Source organism: Pseudoalteromonas sp. BSi20652 (genome assembly GCF_000239855.1).
Taxonomy (GTDB): domain Bacteria; phylum Pseudomonadota; class Gammaproteobacteria; order Enterobacterales; family Alteromonadaceae; genus Pseudoalteromonas.
Map to the genome: position 1 here is coordinate 1 of NZ_BADT01000101.1, position 23,446 is coordinate 23,446.

The 23,446-nt window shown below is 40.3% G+C and carries 19 protein-coding genes; 7 read left to right on the plus strand and 12 right to left on the minus strand.

Annotation, left to right across the window (positions count from 1 at the left end; translation table 11 throughout):
• Positions 1-87: 87 nt before the first annotated feature.
• The 7 genes from P20652_RS09615 to lrp all read right to left on the minus strand — a co-directional run bounded on the left by P20652_RS09615 (position 88) and on the right by lrp (position 8,708).
• Entirely contained in the window at positions 88-1,530 is a 1,443-nt protein-coding gene (locus P20652_RS09615) for an amidohydrolase family protein (RefSeq protein WP_033017447.1), read from the minus strand.
• Between the two features lie 374 nt (positions 1,531-1,904).
• The gene (gene serS, locus P20652_RS09610) at positions 1,905-3,209 is read right to left on the minus strand and encodes a serine--tRNA ligase (RefSeq protein WP_008168632.1); all 1,305 of its coding nucleotides are present in this window, start codon (positions 3,207-3,209) and stop codon (positions 1,905-1,907) included.
• Positions 3,210-3,218: 9 nt separating this feature from the next.
• A complete protein-coding gene (gene crcB, locus P20652_RS18050) occupies positions 3,219-3,599 on the minus strand; it encodes a fluoride efflux transporter CrcB (protein ID WP_033017449.1) in 381 nt (126 codons plus the stop codon).
• Positions 3,592-4,935 carry a replication-associated recombination protein A gene (locus tag P20652_RS09605; protein WP_008168634.1) on the minus strand — a complete coding sequence of 448 codons (1,344 nt, stop codon included), beginning with the start codon at positions 4,933-4,935 and terminating at the stop codon, positions 3,592-3,594. Before P20652_RS09605 ends, crcB begins: the two co-directional genes overlap by 8 nt.
• Complete coding sequence (gene lolA / locus P20652_RS09600) at positions 4,928-5,560, minus strand: outer membrane lipoprotein chaperone LolA (protein ID WP_008168636.1); 633 nt, start codon at positions 5,558-5,560, stop codon at positions 4,928-4,930. The genes P20652_RS09605 and lolA overlap by 8 nt, the downstream gene beginning before the upstream one ends.
• Positions 5,560-8,055, minus strand: coding sequence for a DNA translocase FtsK (locus tag P20652_RS09595; protein WP_008168638.1), 2,496 nt, complete (start codon positions 8,053-8,055; stop codon positions 5,560-5,562). The genes lolA and P20652_RS09595 overlap by 1 nt, the downstream gene beginning before the upstream one ends.
• Positions 8,056-8,228: 173 nt before the next feature.
• A complete protein-coding gene (gene lrp / locus P20652_RS09590; protein ID WP_007582985.1) occupies positions 8,229-8,708 on the minus strand; it encodes a leucine-responsive transcriptional regulator Lrp in 480 nt (159 codons plus the stop codon).
• A 142-nt stretch (positions 8,709-8,850) separates the two neighbouring features.
• Here lrp and ald point away from each other — a divergent pair, with 142 nt between their 5' ends.
• Positions 8,851-9,972 carry an alanine dehydrogenase gene (gene ald / locus P20652_RS09585; protein ID WP_008168639.1) on the plus strand — a complete coding sequence of 374 codons (1,122 nt, stop codon included), beginning with the start codon at positions 8,851-8,853 and terminating at the stop codon, positions 9,970-9,972.
• A gap of 106 nt (positions 9,973-10,078) precedes the next feature.
• On the opposite strand, the gene pssA is transcribed toward ald, so the two are convergent.
• On the minus strand, positions 10,079-11,404 hold the full coding sequence (gene pssA / locus P20652_RS09580) for a CDP-diacylglycerol--serine O-phosphatidyltransferase (protein WP_008168641.1): 1,326 nt from the start codon (positions 11,402-11,404) through the stop codon (positions 10,079-10,081).
• 286 nt (positions 11,405-11,690) lie between these two features.
• Here pssA and trxB point away from each other — a divergent pair, with 286 nt between their 5' ends.
• From trxB to infA, 4 genes are all read left to right on the plus strand, one after another.
• Positions 11,691-12,641, plus strand: coding sequence for a thioredoxin-disulfide reductase (trxB, locus tag P20652_RS09575; protein WP_008168643.1), 951 nt, complete (start codon positions 11,691-11,693; stop codon positions 12,639-12,641).
• A gap of 97 nt (positions 12,642-12,738) precedes the next feature.
• The gene (gene aat, locus P20652_RS09570; protein WP_008168645.1) at positions 12,739-13,455 is read left to right on the plus strand and encodes a leucyl/phenylalanyl-tRNA--protein transferase; all 717 of its coding nucleotides are present in this window, start codon (positions 12,739-12,741) and stop codon (positions 13,453-13,455) included.
• On the plus strand, positions 13,448-14,152 hold the full coding sequence (locus tag P20652_RS09565; RefSeq protein ID WP_033017451.1) for an arginyltransferase: 705 nt from the start codon (positions 13,448-13,450) through the stop codon (positions 14,150-14,152). The genes aat and P20652_RS09565 overlap by 8 nt, the downstream gene beginning before the upstream one ends.
• A gap of 90 nt (positions 14,153-14,242) precedes the next feature.
• Positions 14,243-14,461 carry a translation initiation factor IF-1 gene (infA, locus tag P20652_RS09560; protein ID WP_002962494.1) on the plus strand — a complete coding sequence of 73 codons (219 nt, stop codon included), beginning with the start codon at positions 14,243-14,245 and terminating at the stop codon, positions 14,459-14,461.
• 213 nt (positions 14,462-14,674) lie between these two features.
• Here infA and clpA read toward each other — a convergent pair whose 3' ends face one another.
• Both clpA and clpS read right to left on the minus strand, forming a co-directional pair.
• Complete coding sequence (gene clpA / locus P20652_RS09555) at positions 14,675-16,936, minus strand: ATP-dependent Clp protease ATP-binding subunit ClpA (RefSeq protein ID WP_008168650.1); 2,262 nt, start codon at positions 16,934-16,936, stop codon at positions 14,675-14,677.
• Between the two features lie 230 nt (positions 16,937-17,166).
• Positions 17,167-17,475: an ATP-dependent Clp protease adapter ClpS gene (gene clpS, locus P20652_RS09550; protein ID WP_008168652.1), complete on the minus strand. Its 309-nt coding sequence runs from the start codon at positions 17,473-17,475 to the stop codon at positions 17,167-17,169.
• A gap of 208 nt (positions 17,476-17,683) precedes the next feature.
• Here clpS and cspD point away from each other — a divergent pair, with 208 nt between their 5' ends.
• Together cspD and P20652_RS09540 are read left to right on the plus strand one after the other, a co-directional pair.
• Complete coding sequence (gene cspD, locus P20652_RS09545) at positions 17,684-17,902, plus strand: cold shock domain-containing protein CspD (protein ID WP_008168654.1); 219 nt, start codon at positions 17,684-17,686, stop codon at positions 17,900-17,902.
• Positions 17,903-18,424: 522 nt separating this feature from the next.
• A complete protein-coding gene (locus P20652_RS09540) occupies positions 18,425-20,647 on the plus strand; it encodes an NADP-dependent isocitrate dehydrogenase (protein ID WP_008168656.1) in 2,223 nt (740 codons plus the stop codon).
• A 140-nt stretch (positions 20,648-20,787) separates the two neighbouring features.
• Here the strand turns inward: P20652_RS09540 and P20652_RS09535 are convergent, their stop codons facing one another.
• Positions 20,788-22,029 carry an amidohydrolase family protein gene (locus tag P20652_RS09535; protein ID WP_008168659.1) on the minus strand — a complete coding sequence of 414 codons (1,242 nt, stop codon included), beginning with the start codon at positions 22,027-22,029 and terminating at the stop codon, positions 20,788-20,790.
• A 12-nt stretch (positions 22,030-22,041) separates the two neighbouring features.
• Positions 22,042-23,424 carry an amidohydrolase gene (locus P20652_RS09530; RefSeq protein ID WP_008168661.1) on the minus strand — a complete coding sequence of 461 codons (1,383 nt, stop codon included), beginning with the start codon at positions 23,422-23,424 and terminating at the stop codon, positions 22,042-22,044.
• Positions 23,425-23,446 lie beyond the last annotated feature (22 nt).

The following is a 23,446-nucleotide window of genomic DNA, read 5'->3' on the forward strand; positions in this document are numbered from 1 at the left end:
TGTTAACAGGCAAAAAATAGTTGGTTAAAATTAGCGACGAAGGAGCAAAAACCAACTGTATTTTGTCCTTTTTTAACAGCTTGTTAGCTATTTATTGACCACCAAACTTTCTCTAGCTATGGGGTCTCCATGCAGGATAATCGTTTCTATACTGTTCCACGATTCTATAGAGTCTAAAGGATTAGTTTTAAGTAGCAGAAGGTTAGCAATTTTGCCAACTTCTACTGTACCGTAATCATTATCAATTCTGAATTGTTTAGCATTATTAATGGTTGCCGCCGCCAGTACTTCTTCCAGCGATAGCCCTGCGGTAACCATAGCTTTCATTTCTTGGTAGGTTGTAAGTCCAGGTTGATTGGCAAAACTAGGGCTTCCAGGGAAGTCCGAAGCCAATAAAATAGGATGGTTAGAACTTCTTAGATATTGAATGACTTTATTACCTTTTCCTATTCGCCCATATAAAAATGCATCTGAGATTGATTGATCAGGCATTCCATCAAAACCAATTCGAAGCTCTTCTTTGAACCATTGCGCTTCAGTGGTTTTATACCAATCAATAAGTGACTTAGGTGTAATGGATGAAAATTCAGGAGAATTAACAATAGTAGGGATCATTACTTCACCTAAGCCAGCAATCACTCTTTGTGTTGGCATATAACCTACTCTGTCATTAATCATTTTATCCAGACTGTTAGATATTTCTTTAGGTATATTTTGTTCGCGATTATATTGCCCCCAATTCCACATACCATGAGCGATAACATCAACACCTGCGGCAAGTGCTAATTGTTGCATATCTAAGGCATTAGCATGAGCGACTATAAGCAAATTAGACTTTTCAGCAGATAATTTAATTCGTTTTAGTGTGTTAGTTGAAAGTGTTGCCCATTGGTTAGCATTACCATAACCGTCTTCAAAATAAAGCTTTATACACGAAGCACCTGAATGGGCAATTTTTCCAATTAACCTTTCTACTGAATTTTCTGCGGTTGCTTCTGCACTTTCATCAATTAAATAAGTAAACATTGATCTTGATAGGTCGTCTGTTTTCTCTACATATGGAAAGGTGTTTTTTGATGTTAATACTTCACAACGAAAATAATCAGGATGATGAGGCGCCGAAGTAAAATTATTGAAACTCACTCCCGGATTCGGATCAAGTATTTGAGTTACCCCATGAAATAAAAAGCTTCTTGGTTGTTGTTCAAAATAAGCTTGTGCGAGTTTCGGATTTTTAATCGCCACTGGCTCAACACCAAACCCCATACCTGGGATTGACGATACGTGTGCATGGCTATCCATAAGACCTGGCGTTAAAAATTTACCTAAACCATTTATTATAAGATCGTAGGATGTAATCTTTTTGCTAGTTATTTCGGTAATTCGTCCATCACTTATTAATACATTCATCTGAATTTTTGGAGCTTGCAAATGAGATGAAACGATAGTGACATTTTCTATTAGAACTTTTTTTTCCGCTAATGAAGCAAATGAAAACAAAGAAATTGAGAGTAATAATACTTTAATCATGATACTTCCATGTGAGATTAATTAAATAGCTAACAACTTTGTATCCGACGTTTGTCGCTTTATAAACCGACAAATGTCCAAATATTACGAAGCATCTAATTTAACCAGCTAATAAGCACTTGTAAACAACTAGTTAGCCGATATTTAAGTTTCTTTGATGTAGAAATGCCCCAAAATGGTAGAGATCAGTAATATCGGACAAAAAAGTAGTGAGCTATAAAAATAGGTATAAGCGATATTATTAATAAGATAACTTAAATTTTTCTCTAAGCTTTTACCTTTAACCTAAAACAAAAAAGCCGCTGTTCATTACAAACAGCGGCTTTCGAATTAAGATTTACAAGCTTAAAGCCTGCTTAACTTAAACTTGATTTTTATTGTTTACCAATTACTTCAAGTCCACCCATGTATGGGCGTAATACTTCTGGCACTACTACTGTGCCATCGGCTTGTTGGTAGTTTTCTAGGATGGCTACTAGTGTACGGCCAACGGCTAAGCCTGAACCGTTTAATGTATGTAGTAACTCTGGCTTTTTAACACCTTCACGACGAAAACGTGCTTGCATTCTACGTGCCTGAAAATCAGCCATGTTTGAACATGATGAAATTTCACGGTATGTGTCTTGTGCAGGTAACCATACTTCTAAATCGTATGTTTTAGCTGAACCAAAGCCCATGTCGCCCATACATAAAATTACTTTACGATACGGAAGCTCAAGCGCTTGTAGTATTTGCTCTGCGTGACCTGTTAACTCTTCAAGCGTAGCCATTGAGTCCTCTGGTTTTACAAGTTGTACAAGTTCAACTTTATCAAACTGGTGCTGACGAATTAAGCCACGTGTATCGCGACCATAGCTGCCTGCTTCACTTCTAAAACACGGAGTGTGAGCAACTAAGCGAATTGGTAAAGCGCTTTCGTCGTAAATTTCGTCGCGGGCGCTATTTGTAAGCGGTACTTCTGCTGTAGGAATTAAGCTAAAGCCGGCTTGTTGTTCGCCGTCGTCATTTACAAGGCCTAATGTGTGGAACAAATCGCCCGCAAATTTAGGTAGTTGGCTCGTGCCGTAAAGGCTTGCGCTATTTACTAAGTACGGTACATACATTTCTGTATAGCCGTTTTTATCAGCGTGTGTATCTAGCATAAATTGCGTTAGTGCACGGTGCATACGCGCTACTTGGCCGCGCATTACAGTAAAGCGTGCGCCACTAATTTTAACGCCCATTTCAAAGTCTAAGCCGTTTAGGTCTTGGCCTACATCTACGTGGTCTTTAACTTCAAAATCGAATTTTTTAGGTGTGCCCCACGTTAAAATTTCAACGTTGTCGTCTTCGTCTTTACCGGCAGGTACTGACTCGTCTGGCAAGTTTGGAATTGCTAACGCAATGTCGTTAATTGCGGCTAGTACTTCGTCTTGCTCAGTTTTAGCGGCGTCTAGCTCACTACCTAAGTTAGCTACTGCATCAAGTAGTGGCTGTGCGTCTTCGCCTTTTGCTTTGGCTTGACCAATTGCTTTTGCGCTTGCATTACGTTGACTTTGAAGTTCTTGCGTTTTTACTTGTAATGTTTTGCGTTTTTCTTCAAGTGCCGTTACCGTCGCTACATCGAGTTCGTAACCGCGCGCCGCTAAACGTGCTGCAGTTTGTTCGATGTCTTGACGTAAAAATTTAGAATCTAACATGTTAGTTTTTTAACCTTTTTGCATTACTAGCTGAAGGCCCAGCCAAGCCATAAAAATACACACCATCACGTTTAGGATGATATTGAGGGCCATTTTAATAAAGTGACCTTGTTGTAATAACAACAACGAGTCCATTGAGAATGTTGAAAAGGTGGTTAATGCACCTAAAAAGCCAATACCGATAAGAGTTTTGGCGGGGCTTGCGGTGATAATTTCTTTATCTATCAAACCGTACAAAATGCCCATTAACAATGAACCCAGAATATTAACCGTCAACGTGCCAAAAGGGAATCCCCTACCGAGGAGTTTTAGCATGCTTTCGCTAATAAAAAACCGTAAACATGCACCTGAGGCTCCGCCAAGGGCGACCATCATATAAAGTTTAATCATTTTCGTATCGTTTAAGTGGGCTTTGCGCATCGCGCTCTTTTAGGTAATCGAGTTTTTGTTTAATTTTTTGCTCAAGTCCGCGATCGCTCGGTAAATAATATTCTTTGCCGTCCATTTCTGGTGGTAAATATTTTTCACCTGCGGCAAATGCGCCTTCTTCGTTATGCGCATAGCGATACTCGGCGCCGTAACCTAAGTCTTTCATTAAGTTAGTTGGGGCATTACGTAAATGCTCTGGCACGGGGTAACTTGGCTCGTTTTGAGCGTCCTGCTTGGCTTGATTAAACGCCATATAGACTGCATTACTTTTGGGTGCACTGGCTAAATACAATGTGGCTTGTGCAATTGCACGCTCGCCTTCGCCAGGGCCTACTCGCTGAAATATATCCCACGCATTTAAGGCCACTTCCATCGCACGCGGATCGGCGTTACCTATGTCTTCTGTTGCAATGGCAAGTAAACGCCGTGCTACATACAAAGGGTCGCCACCACCGGCTAAAATTCGGCAATACCAATACAGCGCACCATCGGGAGAGCTACCACGTACTGATTTATGAAAGGCTGATATTAAATCGTAAAACTCATCGCCGCCTTTATCGTATTTAGCTAAATGAGTAGGTAAAACTTGGCTAAGTACGTGCTCGTCTACGTTGTATTGACCGTTTTGCTCGGTTGTTAAATCAACCGCTTGTTCAAGTAAATTAAGTACTTTACGCGCATCGCCGCCACTTGCTTGGCATAGTGCCTTTTTAGCGTTGTCGGCAATAGTGATGTGTTTTTGGCTTAGCTGCTCGTCTTGTTTAAGTGCACGTTCTATTACGGTGTATAAGTCGGCATCGGCAAGCGATTTTAAAACATACACGCGTGCACGCGACAATATAGCGTTATTAAGGGCAAACGATGGGTTTTCGGTGGTTGCACCTACAAATATAAAGGTGCCGTCTTCTATGTGCGGTAAAAAGGCATCTTGTTGGGATTTATTAAAGCGGTGAACCTCGTCAACAAACATAAGGGTGCGTTGGCCACGGCTTTCTAGGTTATCCCGCGCTTGCGTTACGCTGTCGCGTATATCTTTTACGCCTGCGGTTACCGCTGACATTTGAATAAGTGAGGCATCAGCATGGTTGGCAATTATTTGCGCAAGCGTTGTTTTACCCACACCGGGCGGGCCCCATAAAATTAAACTATGGCATCGCCCTGCAACAATGGCTTGATGCAGTGGTTTTTCAGCACTTAATAAGTGTTGCTGACCAATATACTCATCAAGCGTTGTAGGGCGCATACGCGCGGCAAGTGGCCTTACATCAGGCCCAAAATTAAAACCTAAATTACTCACCGTTACTCTGATCGTCTATTTCAACACCTTCAGGAGGTGTAAATTCAAAAGTGCTTTTATCAAGCGGCGTATTAACTTGGGCATTGTTAAACGTAAATGACGATAGCTGCCCTGAGTTGTCGGTAACGACTAGTTTAGCAAGGCCTTGCTCGTTACCCGCACCTGAAAACGCTATATCAAGTTGTTCTACTTGGCTTTCTACGCCTTTATTTGGCGTTACACTAAAGCCTGTACTTGTTGCAAGTACGCTGTATTTTTCCCATTGTGCTGGGTCTTTTGATGTCAGTAGCACAAATGGTGTTGAGTCGATTAGGCTGCTGGTTTTCATAATTGTTACTTGCTCAGCAAAGCTGTCGAAGTAATAGGTTTTATCGCCGTTTGATACAAATAACGTATCGTCTGGGTTTGTTTGCTGCCAGCGAATCATCATAGGCTGTTGAAGCGCTATTGTGCCCTCGCCTTGCATAACAGCTTGGCCTTCTTTGTCTGTTACTTTTTGTGCAAACTGCGCTTTGAAGCTTTTTAAAGTAGCAAGTCTGTCTTGTAATGCTTGGCTGTCGTCAGCAAAGCTTGGTGCGGCAAGTACGCTGCCTAACACTAATAATAAGGCGTTAAATTTTTTCATTAATTTGCTCCATTAGGTACTAATACATCGCGAGCGCCGTTATGACCTGGTGAACTCACGATACCCGATGTTTCCATTTGTTCTACTAAACGTGCTGCGCGGTTATAGCCAACACGCAGTTTACGTTGCACTGACGATACCGATACCTTGCCGGTTTCAATTACAAACGACACGGCTTCGTCGTATAACGGATCGTTCTCTTCGTCTGCATTTTCGCTTGCTTCACCTGGCAATAAAATATCTTCACTGGCATCACCATTGAGTATTTCATCAACGTAATTTGGCTTAGCACGTGCTTTCCAATCGTTTACTACGGCGTGTACTTCATGGTCGTCTACAAACGCGCCATGCACACGCTCTGGTACGCTAGTGCCTGGCGGTAAATAAAGCATATCGCCCATACCCAGTAAGTTTTCTGCGCCTTGCTGGTCAAGTATGGTACGCGAGTCTATTTTACTTGATACCTGAAACGCCATACGCGTTGGTATATTTGCTTTAATTAAACCTGTAATTACATCAACCGATGGGCGCTGCGTAGCAAGCACTAAGTGAATGCCTGCCGCACGTGCTTTTTGGGCAATACGTGCAATAAGTTCTTCTACTTTTTTACCAACAATCATCATCATGTCGGCAAATTCGTCTATTACTACAACAATACTGGGTAATTTACCTAGCTCGTCGGGGCCTTCTTTCATGCCATCGGTATCTTTAAATAACGGGTCAAAAATCGGGTAACCCGCTTCTTTGGCTTCAAGCACTTTTTGGTTGTAACCTTTTAGGTTACGTACACCTAATGCTGACATTAATTTATAACGACGTTCCATTTCGCCCACACACCAACGCAGTGCATTAGCAGCTTCTTTCATGTCGGTGACTACTTCACACAATAAATGCGGAATGCCTTCGTATACTGAAAGCTCAAGCATTTTAGGGTCAATCATAATCATACGTACATCGTCAGGACCCGATTTGTACAATAAGCTTACTATCATGACATTAACGCCCACTGATTTACCTGAACCAGTAGTACCCGCAACCAATAAATGTGGCATTTTACCTAAATCAGCACATACAGGCTGACCGGCAATATCTTTACCTAGCACCATGGTAAGTGGCGATGGATTTTGCTCAAATTTAGGCGCGTTTATTACTTCTGACAAACGTACTATTTCGCGGTGTTTATTAGGAAGCTCAATACCAACATATGTTTTACCCGGTATAACTTCTACAACACGCACACTAATTGCCGAAAGCGAACGGGCTAAATCTTTTGCTAAACCTGTAATTTTTGACACTTTAATACCTGGCGCTAAATCTAGCTCAAAGCGTGTAACAACAGGGCCTGGGTATACCGCTACAACTTTAGCTTGTACGTTAAAGTCGAGTAGTTTTGTCTCTACTAGGCGCGATACTGTATCGAGCTCTTCTTGCGAAATTGGGTTTTTAGCTTTGTCCGGTCTGTCGAGTAAATCAAGCGACGGTAATGGCCCCGGTGGTGGTTCTTGCGTTAATAATTGCTCAAACTTCTCTTTAGCCGTTGGCGGTGGTTGATATTGCGCTTTTGATTTAGGCATTGGTCTTGCTGGCGATACCACTGTTGTAACTGGTTTTTCTGGCTCTACAACTGGGCTTTGGTCAAGCGCGTTTAATGCAGCGGCCGTGTCCATTGGTTCGTCGTCTATGGCGCTAAAGCCAATTTCTTGATCGAGTATGTCGTCAAGCTCGTCAAACGGCATAAAATCATCACTAATTTGTGGTTCATTAAACGGTGTTTGAGGCTTATCTATTGCTTTTTGTTTATCTGCTTTTTCAGCTGATGTAGGCAGCTCTATTTGCTCTTTTATATCGTCTTCAAAATGGGCGTCTACTTCATCGTGATTATTTGCTTTGCCTGCAGCGTGTTCTCGGTGCATCCAGCCTTTTGTGTACGATACAATAAAGCGATAAAACCTAACCATTAAATCGCCAAGGTAATCTACAAAATCAACCCACGATACACCCGTTAATAAGGTAAGCCCTGCAAAAAAGAAACACAGTAATAATATAGATGTACCGGTAAAGTTAAACGCAGGCATCATGGCCGATGCAATAACATCCCCCACTACCCCACCCGAGGAAAAGTTATAAATATCGTCAAAATTAATGCTACTAATAGCGGTAGCTGAGGTAATAAACAAGGCAAAACCAATAACACGCAGCGCTAAAGTCGTGTAATCAAGCTGTAAAATGCGGTGAGGTTGTTTAAATAACAAGTAGCCAAATAGCTGAATGGCCGCGGGCACTAAGTAAGCCAACCAACCAAAGGTGAGTAATAAAATGTCGGCTATCCATGCACCGGCTGCTCCTGTGATGTTGCTTACTTCGCTAAAACTAGTTTGCGACCATGCAGCATCTGCTGGATCAAAGCTGATTAAGGCACATAAAATAAATATTGCCGTAAAGGTGCTGATAATCAGCCCTGTTTCTAATAGTCTTTGCACACCGTTTAGGCGCATAGTTCCCTATTCCTCTTTATTATTCTATTTTTATTCACACTTACTTAGCAGTGAAATACCTTAGCAGGAAATGCAATTTGTTGCACTTTATCTTAACCTTGATGGCCTGATTATGAACACGTTTTTATAATTTGAGCTTATGTAAGCAAATGACGCAGCTAATTTAAATAACCTTAAGTAATATAAGGGCGAATAATTACGCCTTCTTCACCTTTTACTTCTTCCATTACTACATAAGTTCGGCTTTCACTTACGTTTGGCAGTTTCAATAGTATGTCGCCTAATACGCCACGGTATTCTGACATATCATTTACGCGCGTTTTAAGTAAAAAATCAAAATTACCCGACACTAAATGACATTCTATAATTTCTTCGTGCTTTTTAACCGCAGCACTAAACTCATCAAACACGTCGGGAGATGTTTTAGTAATTGTTACTTCTACATACACCGATAAGCCTTGCCCTAACTTAGCGGGATCAACCACTGCTTTATAACCGAGTATGTAGCCTTCTCGTTCTAGCTTTTTTACTCGCTCCAAGCAGGGCGTGGCGCTTAGGCCAACTCGTCTGGCCAGTTCAACGTTCGACAAGCGTCCATCGTGTTGTAATTCCATTAAAATTTTACGGTCAATCCTATCTAATAACTGATGCATAATACCAACTAGTTTTTTATGCTGTTTATTTTTATTATTTAGATAATAACACTAGATTTGACTTAAAAAAAGGTGAGACACACGGGCCGATGATGAATATAATAGTGAAAAATGTTAATTCATCCTTAATAAGGCAAATGTTATGATTATTGGTGTACCTAAAGAAATTAAAAACCATGAATACCGTGTAGGTATGGTTCCTGCGAGTGTTCGTGAATTAGTAAACCACGGTCACCAAGTGATTGTAGAAACTGATGCAGGCATGGGTATTGGTTTTACTAACGAAGATTACACGCTAGCAGGTGCTGAAATTTTAGCAACTGCTACTGACGTTTTCGCTAAAGCAGACATGATTGTAAAAGTAAAAGAACCACAAGCTGTTGAGCGTGCAATGTTACGTGAAGACCAAATTCTTTTCACTTACTTACACCTTGCACCTGATCTTCCACAAACTGAAGACCTTGTAAAAAGCAAAGCTATTTGTATTGCATACGAAACTGTAACTGATGCACGTGGTGGTTTACCGCTTCTTGCGCCTATGAGCGAAGTTGCTGGTCGTATGTCTATTCAAGCTGGTGCACAAGCGCTAGAAAAATCTAACCATGGTCGTGGCATGCTACTAGGTGGCGTACCAGGCGTTGAAGCGGCTAAAGTTGTTATCATTGGCGGCGGCATGGTTGGTCGTAGCGCAGCGCAAATGGCTGTTGGCCTTGGTGCTGAAGTTGTAGTTCTTGATCGTAACATCGACGTATTACGTGCACTAGACGCGCAATTTGGTAATAAAGTTAAAGCTATTTACTCAACTGCTGATGCACTAGAAAAACACGTACTAGAAGCTGATTTAGTAATCGGTGGTGTACTGATCCCTGGTGCAGCTGCACCTAAACTAGTAACTGCTGAGCATATTAAAGCAATGAAACCGGGTTCTGCAATTGTTGACGTTGCAATCGACCAAGGTGGCTGTATTGCTACTTCTAAAGCAACGACGCATGCTGATCCTACTTTCATCGTTGATGAAGTTGTTCACTACTGTGTTGCTAACATGCCAGGTGCTGTTCCACGCACATCTACGTTTGCACTTAACAATGCAACATTGCCTTTCATCATTAACCTTGCAAACAAAGGTTATAAAAAGGCGCTACTAGATGACGCTCACTTCTTAAAAGGCTTAAACGTAATTAAAGGCCAAGTAACTTACAAAGAAGTAGCACAAGCGTTCAACATGGAATATGTTGACCCACGCACAGCTTTAGAAAACGCATAATTTAGTGTTTTGTAGTTAGGTTGGTATTAAGTAATACAGCTACCTAACTACAACCCATAAAAAAGCAGCTAATTAGCTGCTTTTTTGTGTCTGATTTAAAATAAATTTATATGAAACGCTTAATTATAAAATCTACTTTTACGCGCTTAGCTTGGCCTAGTAGTTTTTTTACTGGCTGCGGGTAATCATCCATTGTTTCTAAATCATCTGGGCCTGTTAAACGTCGGCAGTGTTGTAAAATTTCCTGTCTCTCGTTATCAATATCATCCATTATTGTTTGCTCTGGATCTTCTATTAAAATACCGTTTTCGATATCAAGACCCCATGCTCGCGGATTTAAGTTATGTCCGCTCAATAAATGTTTTGTTCTATCTGAACAAATACCTTTCAAATGAAACGAGTTACTTCCATCTTTCCACAAATACACATTTAAATTACCGTTATCGATATGGCGCTTTTGCGTTTTTACAAACTTATGCAAAATAGTTTCGTATAAATAAGGTAATGCCCCTATTTTACTAAACGGTTCGCTTGGCGGTAAATAAAAGTCATTTGCTGTTTTATCTCCTACAACAATAGTCACTTGCTTACCTTGCTTTAATAATCGGCGCAATGATCGCATAAGCGGTGCCGGAAAATTAAAGTATGGCGTATACAACACAAGCTCTTGCTCTGTTGTATCAAATAACGCTTTTATTAATCTGTTCAGTTCGTTATTACGACGCCCAAGTCCTAAAAACAAACGAATACCTAATGCTTGGGTATTTAGCTGCTCTGCTGCATTGTAACTCGCGACTTTTAAATCACGCATTAATTGCTTTTGATCAAGCTTAAAGTCGTGCAAACGCTTAAGCGGTCGTGTGTCTATACGTGGCACTGCCACTGATGAGAGTAGCTTTGTCTCAATAAAATCAACCACTGAGTCACACAGTTTGCTCTGCGTTATTAAAAAGTAGCGATCGAGTCTGTAGCGCTCATTATGCTGCAAGTAAACGTTGTTTAAGCTTGCGCCGCTATAAAGCAAGGTGTCGTCAATTACAAAACCTTTTAAATGCAATACGCCAAATAATTCTTTAGCTTTTACAGGTACGCCATAAACGTGTACGTTTGATTTAAATTTTTCTAAATCATCACAGTATAAACTTGCGTTACCATCAGATTTCTCTGCACCAATTAATCCACGTTGCGCACGATGAAAATCCACCAGCACTTTTACATCAAGTGCGGGGTTTGCCAATGACACACGATGCAGCGCTTCTAAAATTTCGCGACCTGCTTCGTCATCTTGCAAATACAACGCAGTAATATAAATTCGTTTTTTTGCGTTAGCTATCAAACGTAGCAATTGCGTTCGGTAATCTTGCGCATTGGTTAAGACGTTAACGTCTTTTGAAGTCAACCCGAATGCGGGTTTTTCCTGCCAAAATAACATAGTTGCCTATTCGCTTAGGTCACATAATCTATCAGTGACAAATAAAATTAGGTAAAACATAACAAAAAAAATCAAGGGGGTCATGAATTAACGCTGTTTTATTGCCTGTTAGTCTGTTTTTTGAGCTACTTTGACATATTAACTGTAAAAGCACAGAGCTCTAGTACACAATACTGCACAGCTTTTCGATTTGAGAAAAAAATAATCGCGGATTTTGTTTACATCTGCCTTGTTTTTCTTAGAATCGAGCGCATTAAAGATCGTATTAAACGTTTAGGAAAAAATAATGACTGAAGCAAAACATTGTAAGCTACTAATTTTAGGCTCTGGCCCAGCTGGTTATACTGCAGCAGTATATGCAGCACGTGCAAATTTAAACCCTGTTTTAATTACAGGCATTCAACAAGGTGGCCAATTAACAACCACGACTGAAGTTGAAAACTGGCCGGGTGATGCACACGGTTTAACAGGTCCTGCGTTAATGGATCGCATGAAAGAGCACGCTGAGCGCTTTGAAACTGAAATCATATTCGATCACATCAATAAAGTAGATGTGTCTAAGCGCCCTTTCACACTCACTGGCGACCAAGGTACTTACACATGTGATGCATTAATCATTGCAACAGGTGCGTCTGCTAAATACTTAGGCCTAGAGTCTGAAACTAATTTCCAAGGCCGTGGTGTTTCGGCATGTGCTACGTGCGACGGCTTTTTCTATAAAGGTCAAAAAGTAGCGGTTGTGGGCGGTGGTAATACAGCGGTTGAAGAAGCGCTTTACTTATCTAACATTGCTGACGAAGTACATGTTATTCATCGTCGTGATAGTTTCCGCAGTGAAAAAATACTTGCTGACCGCCTTGCTGAAAAAGCAGCAAACGGTAACGTTGTAATGCATTACAACCGCACGCTTGACGAAGTATTAGGCGACCAAATGGGCGTAACCGGCGTTCGTATTAAAGATGCACACTCTGATGCAACTGAAGAGCTAGATTTAGCCGGCGTATTTATTGCTATTGGTCATAAGCCAAATACTGATATGTTTGTTGGTCAACTAGAAATGAAAGATGGCTACTTAGTTGTAGAGTCTGGCCTTCACGGTAACGCAACTCAAACAAGCGTAGAAGGCGTTTTTGCTGCAGGTGATGTGTCTGACCACATTTACCGTCAAGCAATCACATCTGCGGGTACAGGCTGTATGGCTGCCCTTGATGCAGAGCGTTTCTTAGATAATCTTTAAGCAATTAAATAAATTATTATAGGGCTGATTATTCAGCCCTTTTTTTATGTCTTAAATATAGTTACACTTTTACGATCAATTATAAAATAAGTACTGTATGAGAAATCAGCTATACCAATTAAGCGAAACCGATATAGCATTCCCCAATCCGGAATACGCATTGGAATCCCCTGATGGCTTGTTAGCAATTGGCGGAGATTTGAGTTTACCTCGCCTAAGTAATGCCTACAAAAGCGGAGTATTCCCTTGGTTTAGTGAAGATGAGCCTATTATGTGGTGGTCGCCAAGCGAACGCGGGATTTTTGAACTGGATGATTTTCATATAAGTAAGAGCCTGCGTAAACATTTAAAAAAGCACCCTGTAAAAGTAACCATTAATAATGCCTTTGAGGAGGTAATAGAAGCCTGTCGCGATCAACGCCTTGATACCGATGGCACTTGGATCACCTCTGACATGCTCAACGCTTACGTTAATGCACACAATGCTGGCATTGCCCATAGCTTAGAAGTGTGGAGTAACGGAGAGCTTGCAGGTGGCTTATACGGCATTATGCAAAATGGTGTATTTTGTGGCGAGTCGATGTTTCATCATCAAACCAATTGCTCTAAGCTTGCTATGTGGGCACTGGTAAATTGGCTTAAACGACATAACGCACATTTTATTGATTGCCAGTTAGAAAACCCTTATTTAATGACTTTAGGCGCAAAAGTAATCCCTCGTTCCACATTTTTGACTAAACTAAAAGCTGCGCATAACTATACTGTTAACCCTATTATGTGGGAGCCACAAGAACTTGACGCAATCTATGAATGAGCAACTTCCTGCACGTGTTGGTTTAACCCAAGAGTTTGACTGTAGTTATTTACCCAACAGACAAGAGCAACTTTTAGTTATTCTTGATCCTAGTTGCTACAGCACCGACAAATTTGAGTCATTATTAGGCTTGGGGTTTCGTCGCAGTGGTAACCAAATATACCGTCCGCACTGCCCAATATGCAGCGCATGTACTTCTGTGCGTGTATTAGCACAAGACTTTATGCCCTCAAAATCGCAAAAACGTAAACTAAACAAAGCAAAAACACAGTTTGAAGTAAAATATTCGACACAAGAGCGACCTGAGTACTATCCGCTATATAGCAAATACATAACAATGCGCCATCAGGATGGAAGTATGTATCCTCCTGAAAAAGAACAGTTTCAAAGTTTTTTGCTTTGCAGTTGGCTCAAGATCACATTTATTGAACTGTGGCACCAAGATACTTTAGTCGCAGTTGCCGTAACTGATTGTATGAATAGCGCTATTTCTGCAATCTATACCTTTTTTGACCCCGACTTTGAACACTATAGTTTAGGCTCTGTGATGATATTAGAGCAGCTAAAGTTTGCAAAAGAGCAAAATAAGCAATACGTGTACTTAGGCTATCAAATTGATGAATGTGACAAAATGAAGTACAAAACTCAGTTTTTACCAGCTCAAAAACAGCTCAATGATGAGTGGGTGGCTATTTAATTTGCAAATATAGCCCCTGCTCCTTTACTTATTGGTGTATTTTGGGCAAAATCTGCAGCGTTTAACTATTAAAGAGGTGTTACGCTAAACATGGCGAAAGAAGACGTAATCGAAATGCAAGGGACTGTCCTTGATACTTTACCAAATACAATGTTCCGAGTTGAGCTAGAAAATGGTCACGTAGTTGTGGCTCATATTTCAGGCAAAATGCGCAAAAACTATATCCGTATTTTAACCGGCGATAAAGTAACGGTAGAAATGACTCCTTACGATTTATCAAAGGGTCGTATCGTATTCCGTGCTCGCTAAGTAAGTGCGTAAACGAGATTTAGTTTTTGGCTAGTGTTTTACTAGCTTTAAGCGTTTATTAAATGTAATTGATAGACATTGACTAGCAATTACATTTAATAAACAAAAAGCCCAGTTTTTACTGGGTTTTTTGTTGCCTATAAAAAGGGCAAAAAAATGGCCCGCTATTATGTAGCGGGCCATTTTATTTAACTAAATTATTTAATTAACGTTTTACGCTGGTGTTAAATTACTCTCGTAATCAAAGCGAATCTTCTTGTCTTTAACCGATACTTTAACCGTACCGCCATCAACAAGTTCACCAAACAGTATTTCGTTAGCTAATTGCTTTTTAAGCTCTTCTTGAATAACACGTGCCATTGGACGTGCACCCATTGCTTTATCGTAGCCTTTATCTGCCAACCACTCACGTGCTTTAGACGTAAGCTCAAGGTTAACTGATTTTTTATCAAGCTGCGCTTGCAGTTCCACAATAAATTTATCAACCACCAGTAAAATAACTTCACGTTCAAGGTGATTAAACCAAATGATGTTATCTAAACGGTTTCTAAATTCTGGTGAAAACACTTTATTAATTGCCCCCATTGCATCGTGCGTATGATCTTGCTCTGTAAAACCAATCGACTTACGCGTAGTTTCTTGAACGCCCGCATTGGTAGTCATTACAACGACTACATTTCTAAAATCAGCTTTACGACCGTTATTATCGGTTAACGTACCGTGATCCATAACCTGTAGCAAAATGTTGTAAATATCTGGATGCGCTTTTTCAATCTCATCTAGAAGTACAACCGCATGTGGGTTTTTAATAACTGCTTCTGTTAATAAACCACCTTGCTCAAAACCAACATATCCTGGTGGAGCACCAATTAGTCGACTAATTGCATGGCGTTCTACATATTCCGACATATCAAAACGAATAAACTCAACACCCATACATTTAGCAAGCTGTTTAGTTACTTCTGTTTTACCCACACCGGTAGGCCCTGCAAACAAGAACGAACCTACTGGTTTTTCTTCGCTCGATAAACCAGAGCGAGATAAACGAATAGCTGATGTAAGCGCGTCAATAGATTGATCTTGCCCAAACACGAGCATTTTAAGGTTACGGTCTAAGTTTTTAAGCGTTTCTTTATCTGTTGACGACACACTTTGCGCCGGGATACGTGCCATTTTAGATATAATTAGTTCTATATCTGCCACGCCAATCGTTTTTTTACGTTTAGAGCTAGGTTGCAGGCGCTGACTTGCACCAGCTTCGTCAATTACATCAATGGCTTTATCAGGCAAGTGACGTTCATTAATGTATTTAGCACTTAGTTCTGCAGCTGCTTTTAATGCTTTTTGAGTGTAACGAATACCATGGTGCTCTTCGTAACGCTCTTTTAAGCCGTTTAATATTTTAGTGGTGTCTGCAACGCTTGGCTCAAGTACATCAATTTTTTGAAAGCGACGTACTAATGCACGATCTTTCTCAAAAATATTTTTATACTCATTGTAAGTTGTTGAACCCATACAACGTAGTTTACCACTTGAAAGGAGTGGTTTAAGCAAGTTTGATGCGTCCATAACACCACCAGACGCCGCACCGGCACCGATTATGGTATGTATTTCATCAATGAATAAAATAGAGCCTGGCTCGGCTTGTAACTCTTTTAATAAGCTTTTAAAGCGCTTTTCAAAGTCGCCACGGTATTTAGTACCCGCAAGCAATGCACCCATATCTAGCGAGTACACAACAGCGTCTGAAATTACTTCTGGTACTTGCTTATTAACAATGCGATACGCTAAGCCTTCAGCAATTGCTGTTTTACCAACGCCCGCTTCACCAACAAGTAATGGGTTATTCTTTTTACGACGACACAATACTTGTACCGTGCGCTCTACTTCGCTGTCGCGTCCGATCAGTGGGTCAATGTTACCTTCACGAGCTTGAACGTTTAAGTTAGTTGTAAAGCTATCTAGCTTGCTTGCTTCTTCATTTTGAACTTCTTGCACTTCATCATGAATATCGTCGCTATCGTTGCCTAATTCATCATCTGCTTTAGAAATACCATGCGAAATAAAGTTAACGATGTCTAAACGAGATACATCGTGCTTTTTAAGTAAATATACAGCTTGGCTTTCTTGCTCAGAAAAAATAGCAACTAACACATTCACGCCAGTGACTTCATTTTTACCTGACGATTGCACATGAAACACCGCGCGTTGTAATACACGTTGAAAGCCAAGTGTTGGCTGAGTTTCACGCTCTTCTTCTAAATCTGGAATGACGGGTGTTGTTTCGTCAATAAATTCTAATAATTCGGTTTTTAAACCAGAAATATTAACACCACACGCATTTAGGGCCTCTCCCGCAGAAGGATTATCTAATAGCGCAAGTAAAAGGTGCTCTACGGTCATAAACTCATGACGGCGATTACGCGCTTCACGAAACGCGGCATTTAACGTGAGTTCTAAGTCTTTATTTAACATTGGCAACCCCTTACTGAGATAATAATTTATACCACAACAATCGGATGTCTGATCACCCTAATTGGTATTTATACCAATTGCATTAAATTAGTGGCCTATTATAGCGATGAGGAAATAACTTAGTAACAAGGCAAAAATTACAAATATAGTTGTTCTATATGAATAATTTTTAACGAAGTTAATAAGTAATTTAATCCGCTAAAATGGTCATTTTTTAATAAAATTGGTATTTATTCCTGCTCACAACTACAAAGCAGTGGATGCTCGTTATCGCGCGCATAGCGGTTAACTTGTTCAGCTTTGGTGTGGGCTACATCGGCGCTATAAATACCGCATATACCCTTACCTTTTTCATGAACCTGAAGCATCACGTCGGTTGCTCTATCGCTGTCCATATTAAAAAACGTCGTTAAAACTTCTATTACAAAGTCCATCGGCGTGTAGTCGTCGTTATTTAAAACAACTTTATATTTTCGCGGCGGCTGTAGCTTTTGCTTTTCACTGTCGCGAACTGTGTCGATAACACCTGAATCTTTCATACCACTCATAATAAATATAGTCTTGTCTTTGTAACTCAAGCAAACTTGAATAAAAAATAAATAAAATGTTAAAAAAATAACTCAAAACACTTGACTGATTGGCTAAATAAACTACAGTCAAAAGTAGATTGATTAAACCTTAGTCAGTCTAGCAAATTATACGGTTTAGAATAACTAAATTAGTCAACTTATTGAAGGATGTAGAAGTATGGCTTGTGGTAAAGTTAAATGGTTCAACAACGCCAAAGGTTTTGGTTTCATCGTGGAAGACGGCTGCGAGAATGATATTTTCGCTCATTACTCAACAATTGTAATGGACGGTTATAAAACGCTTAAAGCTGGTCAAGATGTAACATTTGAATTAGAACAAGGACCTAAAGGTCTACACGCTAAAAATATTGCCCTAGATGGTGACATTATTGAGTAAACATTGTTTTGTTCGACTAAAGCGAGTGACCTTTTAAGATCCTCGCTTAATTCATTAAGCATACTAACTTATTTCTTCTTCCCTTATTTATTGCCTCTTTTTGTTCAAATTCAACCCTTTTCCTTGAATTTATTTTATATACCCCAATGTTCTAAGAGTTGATTGTTTAACTGCTTATTGGGCATGCTCAAACTCTAGCCCTTTTTATTTAAGCTTGTTACACTCTTAGTGCTAAAAATTGCGTGTTAACGCAGCAACTAATCTAACTTTTCGCCTCTTTTATATGTACTAGGCTAAAGGTTGATTTATTTTTGCTAATTTTTTAGCTATAAATACGATTCCAGTTCGTCAGGTGTGATTATTCTGCTTTTATAAAAGAGCAACGCTGAGTACCAACACCTAACAAACTATTCATTACGAGCGTACGTGTTCATTAACGCGTTAAATAATATGTACTCATAAGTAATGATTTTCTTTGCATTGTTGAATAAGACCTTATCGGTCGACTATCTAGGAATGATGATGACATCAAAAATTATCTATACAAAAACGGACGAAGCGCCGGCACTAGCAACTTACTCGTTGCTACCGATCATCCAAGCATATACAAATGCGGCCGGTGTTGAAGTTGAAACTCGCGATATCTCATTAGCAGGTCGTGTAATTGCTAGCTTCCCTGATTATTTAACACAAGAACAACGCATTGGTGATGCACTTGCTGAACTTGGTGAGCTTGCTAAAACACCAGAAGCGAACATCATCAAATTACCAAACATCAGTGCATCTGTACCACAGCTTCGCGCTGTAATTAAAGAGCTTCAAGCAAAAGGTTACGCTCTTCCAGAATACCCTGTTGAACCTAAAAATGATGAAGAAAAAGCAATTCAAGCTGCTTACGACAAAATTAAAGGCAGTGCAGTAAACCCCGTACTACGTGAAGGTAACTCTGATCGTCGCGCTCCAGGTTCTGTAAAAGAATATGCACGTAACAACCCGCATTCAATGGGTGCGTGGAGCAAAGATTCAGAGTCTTATGTTGCAAGTATGAGCGAAGGCGACTTCTTTGGTTCAGAACAATCTGTAACTGTTGATACAGCCACTGATGTACGTATTGAACATGTTGCAACTAACGGCGACGTTTCTGTACTTAAACAAAGTACGCCTCTTTTAGCTGGCGAAGTTATTGATGCATCACGCATCAGCGCTTCTAAGCTTCAAGCTTTCTTAGCTGCAGAAATTGATGCTGCTAAAGAAAAAGGTGTTTTATTCTCGCTTCACATGAAAGCGACAATGATGAAAGTATCTGATCCAATTATCTTTGGTCACGCTGTAAAAGTATTCTACAAAGATGTATTTGCTAAACACGGTGAGCTTTTTGAAGAGCTAGGTGTTGATGTAAATAATGGTTTAGGCGATGTATATTCTAAAATTCAAACATTAGACGATGCTAAGCGCAAAGAAGTTGAAGCAGACATTCAAGCTGTTTACGCGAGCCGCCCTGCTATTGCAATGGTTGACTCTGATAAAGGTATTACAAACCTACACGTACCAAGTGACGTGATCATCGATGCTTCTATGCCTGCTGCAATCCGTTCAAGCGGTCAAATGTGGAATAACGATGGTAAATTACAAGACACTAGCTTTGTAATTCCAGATCGTTGTTACTCAGGTATTTACCAAGCAACTATTGATTTTTGTAAAGTAAATGGCGCGTTTGATCCAACAACTATGGGTAGCGTTCCTAACGTTGGCCTTATGGCTCAAAAAGCTGAAGAATACGGTTCACACGATAAAACGTTTGAAGCTAAAGCTGACGGTTCTATCCGTGTTGTTGATGCAAATGGTAATACATTACTTGAGCACAGTGTTGAGCAAGGCGATATTTGGCGCATGTGTCAGGTTAAAGATGCACCAATCCAAGATTGGGTTAAGCTTGCAGTAAATCGTGCACGCGCAACAGGCGTTCCAGCTATTTTTTGGTTAGACGAAAACCGTGCACATGATGCAGAGCTAATCAAAAAAGTAAATAAATACCTACCAGATCACGATACAGCTGGCCTAGATATTCAAATTTTAGCACCGCTTGAAGCAACATTGTTCTCATTAGCGCGTATTAAAGAAGGTAAAGACACTATTTCTGTAACAGGTAACGTATTACGTGATTACCTTACAGATTTATTCCCAATTTTAGAGCTCGGTACGAGTGCTAAAATGCTTTCAATTGTTCCACTTATGAACGGTGGTGGATTATTTGAAACTGGCGCGGGTGGCTCTGCACCTAAGCATGTTCAACAATTCGAAAAAGAAAACCACTTACGTTGGGATTCTTTAGGTGAATTTTTAGCACTTGCTGCATCGCTTGAGCACCTAAGCGTAACTACGGGCAACAACAAGGCACAAGTACTTGCTGATACACTAGATAAAGCGACTGGTACTTTCTTAGCAGAAAACAAGTCTCCTTCACGTAAAGTGAAAGAAATTGATAACCGTGGTTCTCATTTCTTCCTATCTTTATTCTGGGCACAAGAACTTGCTAAGCAAAATGATGACAGTGAACTTAAAGCACAGTTTACTCAAATTGCTAGCGACCTTGAGTCTAATAAAGAGCAAATTGTAAGTGAACTTAACGATGCGCAAGGCCCTGCAGTTGATTTAGGCGGTTACTTTCAGCCTAACGATGATGCAGCCTTTAAAGCGATGCGTCCAAGCACTACATTTAACGATATTCTTGCTAAATTAGTATAAATATTGGTTTAAATTTAAAAGCCGCTTACTTGCAAAAGTAAGCGGCTTTTTTACGCCAATAAAAAAGGTCGTTATCATTAGATAGCGACCTTTTTGATTAACCAAAACTATTTAAGTTATTTAAGTTATTTAAACTCTGATTACTTAGTATATGCACGTGGCATTTTTGAGTCAGTCGTATAGCGGTCACGCAGTTTATCTTGACGAGATTGTGTAGAAACCTCAACGCCATTTATAAACATTTTGTTCACGTGGCTGCTTAGTTCAAACGGGTCATTACTCCACATTACTACATCAGCAGCTTTGCCAACTTCAAGGCTACCTGCATTAATACCAAATACATCGGCAACGTTTGATGTAACCGCTTTTAACGCACCTTCTTGGCTCATACCGTACGATACTGCATTACCCGCATCAAAACGCAGCTGATAAATATTGTGGCTTGCATCGCCACCTACCGTTAATAATACTTTAACGCCTGCTTTTTCTAGCACACCTGCATTATATAAACTCGCATGAAGCGAATCAAAACTTCCTGGCAGACTATCCATTGCACTAATAATCACTGGGATATTTGCTTTAGCAACGCGTTCTTTTACAACAACAGCATCTTGCGCACCGTTAAGTACTAAGTTAATACCAAATTGCTCTTTTACTTTAATAAGCTCAATAATATCTGCCGCACGCGATACACCAACCACTAATGGCATTTCACCACTGAGTACTTTTGCCATTACTATATCTTCAGTACTTGGCTTGTCATCGTCTTTTTTCGTCTTTTTACCGGCTTTAGTTTTGTGCTCATCAAGCTTATTAATAAGTGTTTGCAAAGTGAAAGCACGAGAGCCTTTACTGCGCTCACCTAAGTAAACAATTAAAGCCGCTTGTTTTTGCATGTCGCTGTCAAAACTACCACTTAAATCAACAACACTCGCAAGGCCTGCAAAAATGCTATCGCCGCCATGAGGGGTAATTACATCGCGTGTTACACCGCCTTTACGAGCGTAAGGGATTAAGCTTGAATGTGCGTTGTAAGCAAGACTTACGTCAAAATCAATACCGGCTTTTTCTTCGCCTGCATCGCGAGAGCCTGCAACTGCACTTACTTCAACTAAACCAAGTTGATTAATACTTGATATAAAGCCAGGGGTTACAATTTGCCCCTTTGCATCAATAATTTGATCTACTTTAATTTCAGTTGGGTTAATCGCGGTGATTTTACCATCTGTCATTACAATGCTTGCCGCTTCTAATACACCTTGATCAGAAGACGTATGCAATGTTGCATTAATAATTGCTAGCGATTGTGCGCTTACATCACCAGATGCTAATAATCCTGCAGCAACCAGAGAAAGCGAAAACGAACGTGATAAATTTTTCATTCTGGGTGCTCCTTATTGTTGACCTAACATAAAATCACTTGTTGCTTGGTACGCGCTGTCGTTTCTATCGTAAACTTTTGCACCATCAACAAACACTTGTTCAGCTTTAGCATAAACACTAAATGGGCTTTGATTCCAAATAACAACATCGCCCTGCTTACCGGATTCTAGTGAACCTGTTTTGTCATCAATACCTAACGATTTAGCGGCGTTAGACGTGATCCATTTAATAGCGTGTTGCTCAGAAATATCAAAACCATTTTCGTTAGCACGGAACATTACTTTAGCGGCTTCTTGGTTTAAGCGCTGAATAGTGGTATCTGAGTCTGAGTGAACAACTGCACACGAATTTTTAACTGCATCAACAATGGCCACATTTTCTTGAACCATGTCGTAGGCTTCCATTTTAAAGCCCCACCAGTCTGGCCAAAGTGCAGCACACGAACCGTTTTGGGCAAGTAAATCAGCAATTTTATATGCTTCTACACCGTGATGAAAAGTACCCGCGTGGTAACCAAATTCTTTTGAAAGGTCAATCATCATTGCCATTTCTTCAGCTTTATAACAATGATTATGAATACGTACTTCACCTTCAAGTACACCGCGTAGTGTATCGTGTTTAATATCACGCACTGGTGCTTCTGGGTTTAAACCTGCCGCGTAATCGGCATCGTACTTATCCCATGCACGTTTGTACTCAGCGGCTTCAGCCCAGGCCATACGGTAACCAGCCATATTACCCATCCGGGTTGAAGGCAATACTCCTTTACGACCATAAACTCGTTTAGGGTTTTCACCACATGCCATTTTTAAACCATATGGCGCCTCTGGAAACTTCATACCTTGCATAGTATGTGAAGGCACGTTTTTAAGCGTAACACCGCGTCCACCAAACAAATTAGCCGAGCCTGGTAAAATTTGCAGGGAAGTAATACCGCCTTCACGTGCGCGATTAAAGCCAGGATCTTGTGGCCAAACAGAATGCTCAACCCACACTTCTGCAGTGTTAGGGCTGGTCATTTCGTTACCATCTTGATGCGACTCAACCGACGGACTTGGATAAGCACCTAAATGTGAATGCACATCAATAATACCTGGTGTAATCCATTTGCCTTGTGCATCAATTGTAATGTCAGCAGTAGCAGTTAAGTCTTTACCTACTTGTTGTACTTTACCGTCAACAAGTAATACATCAGCATCATCTAAACGCTCACCAGTACCAGTAAGTACGGTTGCATTTGTAATAAGTGTGCTTGATGTAGAAACGGGCTGATAAGTGCTTGGGTAAGGATTTTTGTTGATTGTTATTTTATCGTCTTGCGGGCCGTTTTCTTGACAACCGACAAGTGCAGCAGCTAAGCCAACTGCTAATAAAGAAGGTGCAAATTTTTGCATGTTGTTTGGATCTCCTGTTTTT

What these genes read in the sequence shown, in the direction of transcription:
- pssA (WP_008168641.1), bottom strand. Translation starts at nt 11,404, where the DNA reads ATGTTATTTTGGCAGGAAAAACCCGCATTCGGGTTGACTTCAAAAGAC.
- lrp (WP_007582985.1), bottom strand. Translation starts at nt 8,708, where the DNA reads ATGCATCAGTTATTAGATAGGATTGACCGTAAAATTTTAATGGAATTA.
- aat (WP_008168645.1), top strand. Translation starts at nt 12,739, where the DNA reads ATGAGAAATCAGCTATACCAATTAAGCGAAACCGATATAGCATTCCCC.
- P20652_RS09535 (WP_008168659.1), bottom strand. Translation starts at nt 22,029, where the DNA reads ATGAAAAATTTATCACGTTCGTTTTCGCTTTCTCTGGTTGCTGCAGGA.
- infA (WP_002962494.1), top strand. Translation starts at nt 14,243, where the DNA reads ATGGCGAAAGAAGACGTAATCGAAATGCAAGGGACTGTCCTTGATACT.
- ald (WP_008168639.1), top strand. Translation starts at nt 8,851, where the DNA reads ATGATTATTGGTGTACCTAAAGAAATTAAAAACCATGAATACCGTGTA.
- P20652_RS09540 (WP_008168656.1), top strand. Translation starts at nt 18,425, where the DNA reads ATGACATCAAAAATTATCTATACAAAAACGGACGAAGCGCCGGCACTA.
- P20652_RS09595 (WP_008168638.1), bottom strand. Translation starts at nt 8,055, where the DNA reads ATGCGCCTAAACGGTGTGCAAAGACTATTAGAAACAGGGCTGATTATC.
- P20652_RS09615 (WP_033017447.1), bottom strand. Translation starts at nt 1,530, where the DNA reads ATGATTAAAGTATTATTACTCTCAATTTCTTTGTTTTCATTTGCTTCA.
- serS (WP_008168632.1), bottom strand. Translation starts at nt 3,209, where the DNA reads ATGTTAGATTCTAAATTTTTACGTCAAGACATCGAACAAACTGCAGCA.
- crcB (WP_033017449.1), bottom strand. Translation starts at nt 3,599, where the DNA reads ATGATTAAACTTTATATGATGGTCGCCCTTGGCGGAGCCTCAGGTGCA.
- clpA (WP_008168650.1), bottom strand. Translation starts at nt 16,936, where the DNA reads ATGTTAAATAAAGACTTAGAACTCACGTTAAATGCCGCGTTTCGTGAA.
- lolA (WP_008168636.1), bottom strand. Translation starts at nt 5,560, where the DNA reads ATGAAAAAATTTAACGCCTTATTATTAGTGTTAGGCAGCGTACTTGCC.
- trxB (WP_008168643.1), top strand. Translation starts at nt 11,691, where the DNA reads ATGACTGAAGCAAAACATTGTAAGCTACTAATTTTAGGCTCTGGCCCA.
- cspD (WP_008168654.1), top strand. Translation starts at nt 17,684, where the DNA reads ATGGCTTGTGGTAAAGTTAAATGGTTCAACAACGCCAAAGGTTTTGGT.
- P20652_RS09565 (WP_033017451.1), top strand. Translation starts at nt 13,448, where the DNA reads ATGAATGAGCAACTTCCTGCACGTGTTGGTTTAACCCAAGAGTTTGAC.
- P20652_RS09530 (WP_008168661.1), bottom strand. Translation starts at nt 23,424, where the DNA reads ATGCAAAAATTTGCACCTTCTTTATTAGCAGTTGGCTTAGCTGCTGCA.
- clpS (WP_008168652.1), bottom strand. Translation starts at nt 17,475, where the DNA reads ATGAAAGATTCAGGTGTTATCGACACAGTTCGCGACAGTGAAAAGCAA.